4 protein-coding genes (1 of these 4 running past the window's edge) are annotated in these 2,783 nt (G+C 34.4%); 3 read left to right on the plus strand and 1 reads right to left on the minus strand.

The window, feature by feature from the left end:
* Together EDM02_RS00085 and EDM02_RS00090 are read left to right on the plus strand one after the other, a co-directional pair.
* A protein-coding gene (locus tag EDM02_RS00085) for a pectinesterase family protein (RefSeq protein ID WP_123662104.1) crosses the window boundary here: on the plus strand, window positions 1-9 show its 3' end. The gene continues 129 nt to the left of window position 1, outside the view; 9 of the gene's 138 nt are visible here — the last part of the coding sequence; the start codon falls outside the window, past its left edge; its stop codon occupies window positions 7-9.
* 513 nt (window positions 10-522) lie between these two features.
* Window positions 523-738, plus strand: coding sequence for a pectinesterase family protein (locus EDM02_RS00090; RefSeq protein ID WP_260214906.1), 216 nt, complete (start codon window positions 523-525; stop codon window positions 736-738).
* Window positions 739-1,255: 517 nt separating this feature from the next.
* On the opposite strand, the gene EDM02_RS06080 is transcribed toward EDM02_RS00090, so the two are convergent.
* On the minus strand, window positions 1,256-1,615 hold the full coding sequence (locus tag EDM02_RS06080) for a hypothetical protein (protein ID WP_317614966.1): 360 nt from the start codon (window positions 1,613-1,615) through the stop codon (window positions 1,256-1,258).
* Window positions 1,616-2,134: 519 nt separating this feature from the next.
* Here EDM02_RS06080 and EDM02_RS00100 point away from each other — a divergent pair.
* Window positions 2,135-2,362 (plus strand): pectinesterase family protein, encoded by a 228-nt coding sequence (locus tag EDM02_RS00100; RefSeq protein WP_260214907.1) that lies wholly within the window; start codon window positions 2,135-2,137, stop codon window positions 2,360-2,362.
* The last annotated feature ends 421 nt before the right edge of the window (window positions 2,363-2,783 follow it).

The following is a 2,783-nucleotide window of genomic DNA, read 5'->3' on the forward strand; positions in this document are numbered from 1 at the left end:
ACATACTAGTTCTTTTTCTCTTCATTAAAATCATTAAAAAAGAATGATTTTATGCCAAAAAAAACTTTTTTTTTCTCTCAAAGAAAATCAAATAAAAAATTCGGTCTGGTCTTGAAAAAATTGCATAGATTATTCCCCCACCTATCCTCCCGCTTCCCCAGGCCTATGACATTGTTGTGGCCGCCGATGGCTCTGGCAATTTCACGNNNNACAAAGAAAAAATCTTAAAATGATAAATTTTTTTCTTTTGTTTTTTTAATTTTTTCTATGTTGGATTTTAATTAGTCAGAAAGAAGATTTACTTGTTTTAGTCTTCCAGGATTGCCGTATCATTTCCGCTTTTATACAGATGAGATCCACGTTCATTAAAATTATTTAAAAATAATGAATTTATACCATAAAAAACTTTTTTTCTCTCATCAAATAAAATCAAATGAAAAATTCCGCCTGGTCTTGAAAAAATTGCATAGGTAATATAATTGCCCCCATATCCTCCCGCTTCCCCAGGCCTATGACATTGTTGTGGCCGCCGATGGCTCTGGCAATTTCACGACAATCCAGGCAGCGGTGAACAGCACGAACAGCGTGAACGCGACGATTTACATTAAAAAGGGCATCTACCAGGAGAAGCTTGTGATTCCCACCGAAAAATCAGGTAGTGAACAAAGACTTAAAATTCCTACCCAAAAACGGGCACGACGATGTGCAGCAGAAAGCAGGGGAAATTGGGCAAAATGACAGATTGGAAATTTTGAATTCCAATTGAAAGACGATAGCAAAATTTATTTTAGACAAAGAAATTATAAAATTTATGAATTTGATGTGCAAATTTGCATGCTCCGATTGGAATAATTGATTATCGAACAAAAACGATGAAAAATTCTAAATGAAAGCCAAAACCTGATAATTTTGTCCTTATTTTTGATAACATAGCTATATCTTTTATTTATTCGTTTGTAACATAAGTTTTGACCCTCCTTTTTTCAATAAATTTTTATTTTATTAAAAATGAACAAAACACAATCAAGTTTGGAAATATCCGCCATTATTAACAATGATAAGTTGCCACTGACAATAAATAAAATTGGAAAAAGAATAAACAAATTTGTTTAGTACATTTAGTGAAGATATGGATTTTTGAACTTTCAAAAAAAAGGAGGGTCAAAACTTATGTTACAACCGAATATTTATCAAAACACTGGATCCAGAGACCTAATCGTTGCAATTTCTTTATTTATAATCTCATCAATTATTTTTACGCCCAGGCATTCACTTCATTGGCGAAGACCTCGTGGGCACCGTGATCACCAATGGTGACTACTCGGGCAAGCCAATCCCTGGCAGCCAAAATGCCACTTTCGTCACAGCCAACTCCTACACCGTCTGGGTCCGGTCGCCGGATGTGCGCTTCGAGAATTTGACCATTGAAAATTCGGCGGGCCCCGTTGGCCAAGCCATAGCGTTGCACGTCGATGGCAACCGATTCATCGCCAACAATTGTCGTCTGCTGGGCAATCAGGTGGGTGTGAAATGTGCATGATTGGAGGGAGATTTTTACATGAGTAACTGATTTTTTTTTAAATTCACTGTTTACATGTTTTTGCAAATTTTTCAATGCAATTTTAATCGGAATTAGAGCGCAGTCACTCGCTGTCACGAATCCGATATCTTTAATTTTTAATTAGATTTTACTAGATTAAATTTTTTTGTATAGTTTTATTAACATATTAGATGTTACATATGATATTGTAAATTGCTTCCCAATTTAATAAAGTGCACTCGAAATTTATACTCTTGTTTGAAAACGGAGTTTTTAAATGGGGAAGGGGCATTTGTGTAATTTAATTAAACCAATTTTTATTCGGCCATTCGTGTCAAAACAAAAACTCTGTTTTCAAAACAGAATATGAATTTGGTTAAAGTATCATGCATTTAACGAGGTTGTTGAAGGCAGCAAAATCATGACATTTAAATGACATTCGTTCAAAATGATATATATTTCTTTCATTATTTTTATTAAAAATTTATCTTTAGAAGATTTTTTCAATTGAAATTTGACGGTTAATAAAATAAGAAAAGCAAATTTTATTTTCAACAGGACACGCTGTATACGGGCAATATTGGAGTTGACAAGGTGAATCGACAATACTATTCCTACTATTACATCGAGGGCACCACCGACTACATTTTCGGCAATTCCACCGTCATTTTTGACAATTGCGTCATTCACAGCAAAATGAACAAATCGTTCATCACGGCCGCGTCCACCACACAGGAGCAGCAATATGGCCTGGTGTTTCGCCGGTGCAGGCTGACGGCCGAGGCGAATGTGACCTCGGTGGGAAATATGGGAATTTTATGAAGATTTTTAAAATTTTAATATTATATCAGAAAAATTGAAATATTTATCGGCTGTAATTTTAGAAATTTAGAAAAAATCATTGAAATTCTAACTTCGCGTTAAAACATCTCATTTTCGGCTCATCGTGCACGTTTGTTCTGCAAGGAATGTAGAAATGTTATTGAAATAAAGATCTCTTTTTATGGGTTTGTAAGAATTCGGCGCGGGTACGATTTGGCGCGCTGCAATGTATCTTCGTGAAGGATGATGCTATTGTACGCCAAATTGTACCGTTTCGACTTTTTATTTTTAAAACGGAAGTACTTTTCTTTCTATAAAGAAAACTATGTATTGTATGATAGGTATTAATGAATAAATAAGGCAATACAAAATTTTAATACTGATGTAAAAATTGAAAATTTCTCTTCAAATAGACGTATAA

The organism is Candidatus Cardinium hertigii (genome assembly GCF_003788695.1).